This window comes from Candidatus Hydrogenedentota bacterium (genome assembly GCA_035450225.1).
Classification (GTDB): Bacteria; Hydrogenedentota; Hydrogenedentia; order Hydrogenedentales; family SLHB01; genus DSVR01.
In genome coordinates this window covers 1-2668 of the sequence record DAOTMJ010000096.1, presented here as the reverse complement: position 1 = coordinate 2668, position 2668 = coordinate 1, and the positions used below count along the sequence as shown (strand labels likewise).

The following is a 2668-nucleotide window of genomic DNA, read 5'->3' as shown; positions in this document are numbered from 1 at the left end:
CCCTGCTGCGCCGGAAATCGTCAATCCAGACCCGCTGGAAAGCGACAAAGCCGCCGTGCCGTTGCGTTCGTATATTACGAATGTCGCCGATGCCCCGGCAAGCGAATAAGCGGACCCGCCCGACGTGAACGCAAATTGTAACGCAAAATCGCCTTTATAGTATGCCGTTATCGGCAAAGCGCCTGGCCGGCCGTCGAATTGTGCCATATCGTTACGGTTTTTTGATTATTACATTTTTGTTCGGCAAACTGAAATACCGCTTGCCGTTTTCGGTCAGGAAAAAGTCGGTATCCGTCGGGGCCGTCGGGTAGTTGTTCAGGCGAAGAACAGCGCCGTACATCCTGGCATTTTTATTCCCGGTCCCGTTCACGTTGTACCGCAATTGCCCCTGAGCGGACACAGAAAAAACAATCGGGACAAAACCGCTGCCTTCGTCGATTGTCCACCCGCTTGCAAGTAGTTCTGCCTGGTATTCGGCCTGTATTTTATCCAGCGGACTTTGGCCCCCGGTTATCGTTGCGATTTCTGCGCTGTCGCCGCTTAATTCGTTCAGGATGCCCTTTGCCCGGCTTATGCCGCGCGCGTCCGTGGCCAGGCTGTTAGCGGTGTTCTTTATTCGTCCGCATACCAGTTCGGTAAGGATGTCGGCTGGCCCGACGGGGTTTTCTATCGTCTCCTTGCGCCCGTTGTCGAACGTAGTAACTGATACCTCGAAGTAGGTAACGTTATCCGCTCCGAGCGTGTATGTCGTTGTTTTTGTTTCGATCTGTGCCATGCCTAATACCCGATTAATACTACCAATATTGAATACTGCGTGGAGGCTGCCAGCGCTCCAGTATTGTTGTAAGAAATTGTTACGCTGTTGTTGCCGGTTCCGCTCACCCAAAACCCGCCGATAACCGCCCGCGTGGCGGCTGTGCCCGGCGAAAAAACAGCAGTGCAGCCATTCGGGAATGATTTTGCAATTGTAGCCGTGAAAACGGAGGCGTTGTTTGTCGGCCAGACGCCGGTTGTGAAAATGAGTTGAAAACCGTTGTTGCTTCCTACGCACAGGTCGTTAGTTGGCCCTGTCCCTGCCCCCGTACCGAAGGCAATTGTCGGCGCGCCGGATACCCCGGAAATGGCCCGGATAATTGCTACCCCGTCGTCGCGGACTTTGACATGCTGATTCCCGCTGCTGTCCGTGACGATGACCGCCGATGTTGAGGATGTTGCCCCGTCGCCAACGATGTCCAGTTTTGCGCCTGGTGCCGTCGTGCCGGTTCCTATTCCAAGGTCTCCGATTAGGTGAGAAATAACGCCGGTGCCTGACGGCTGCCACAAAAACACCTGTGTGCTGGGCACGTATTCAACTCCCCGAAATACGTTCGTGACGGCCGTAAGGGTCGGCTGAATTTTCAACCCCCTTGTCACGCCGTTCGCCGTTCCGGTTTGGTTGATCGTCATTTCGGCGTTAAAAATTGAAAAATCGCCGCCCGATGTGGTCGGGGCAAAAGAGCCGGTCATGCCGACCAAAGATGCGTTACCCTCTACGCTGGTAATGTTGTTTGCCGGGGTTATCGAAATTTGCCGTATTTGCCCCGCGCCGCCTCCCGGCTGCATTAGAATTATCGAAGCGGACCCGGTTAATAGTTTCAGATTCAGGCCGCCGGCGCTCTCAAACGTTGCGCTGCCGTCGTGGTAAATATTTGCCGCAGCCGTTGACGATGACCTGACAACCGAAATGCCGTCGGCCGTCGTGGTCTGCTTGACGGTTAGCAGTTTCCCGGACGCCGGCGCAATGCCGATGCCTAATGTGCTCGCATCGTTTTGTAACAGGCTTGACGCAACCCATAATGTTCCGTTGTGGCGTAGCGTGTATTTGTTCGTGCCTGTCGGCAGGTTTGTTCCGCCGCCTCCGCCGTTCGTCGTGAAGTTGTTTGTTTGTGGGTAAAATATCTGCACCCCGGCCGGTATGTCGTCCGCCAAACTGGTGGAATTTACCGCAATAGCCGTATCTCCCGCGTTCGACGTGGTGGACACCTCGAAAGCGTAAGTTTGGCCCGTCGTTGGGTTAAGCAGAAATATTTGGTCGCCCGCCTTGTAGGCGTTCGCCGAAATGGCATACTCGACGTTAATGCTGGTAATAGTGCCGGACGAAACGCCGGTCGTGTTGTTCGTGCCGGACACTACCAACGGGTGCGACGTGGGCAACTGCGTTCCGACGGGATACCCGACAACACCCGGCACGGCCGACAAAATCGGCTGTAATGCCTTCTTTTTCGCATCAACAACCGTATTGCCTACTTGGTCCAACCCGCCATAAAAGAAGTCGCCTGACCATGTTGACAGTTTGGCGTCATACTCCCCGTTCAATAGTAGCCAACCTATCGAATCAATCGACGTGACAAACCGCGTGTGCGCGTACATCGACGTTCCGAAAAAGTCAACCGAAAAGGTCCGAACCGGCGTTTTTTGCCCGGCCATCATCAATACGGCCAAAAGTTGCCCAAACTCACGGTTATTCGTTTCTGTGCCCCTGTCCCATGTTGCGCCGGCGTCTGTCCATGTGGCAAGGTTCGACGTGGTTTGTATTTTGCCGCGTGTCCAACCCTTCACGGCATGGCCAAAAATGGTATTTATTTCGAGGATTTCGGAGTTTGTGTCGTCGGCATTAATGACCTGGTAT

2 protein-coding genes are annotated in these 2668 nt (G+C 54.3%); both read right to left on the bottom strand.

The genetic code is table 11. From position 1 onward, the window contains the following. Positions 1–211: 211 nt before the first annotated feature. Positions 212–775 carry a hypothetical protein gene (locus tag P5540_19800; GenBank protein ID HRT67058.1) on the bottom strand — a complete coding sequence of 188 codons (564 nt, stop codon included), beginning with the start codon at positions 773–775 and terminating at the stop codon, positions 212–214. Between the two features lie 2 nt (positions 776–777). After that, the coding region (locus tag P5540_19795; protein HRT67057.1) for a hypothetical protein at positions 778–2668 on the bottom strand (1891 nt) is incomplete at its 5' end.

What these genes read in the sequence shown, in the direction of transcription:
- P5540_19800 (HRT67058.1), bottom strand. Translation starts at nt 775, where the DNA reads ATGGCACAGATCGAAACAAAAACAACGACATACACGCTCGGAGCGGAT.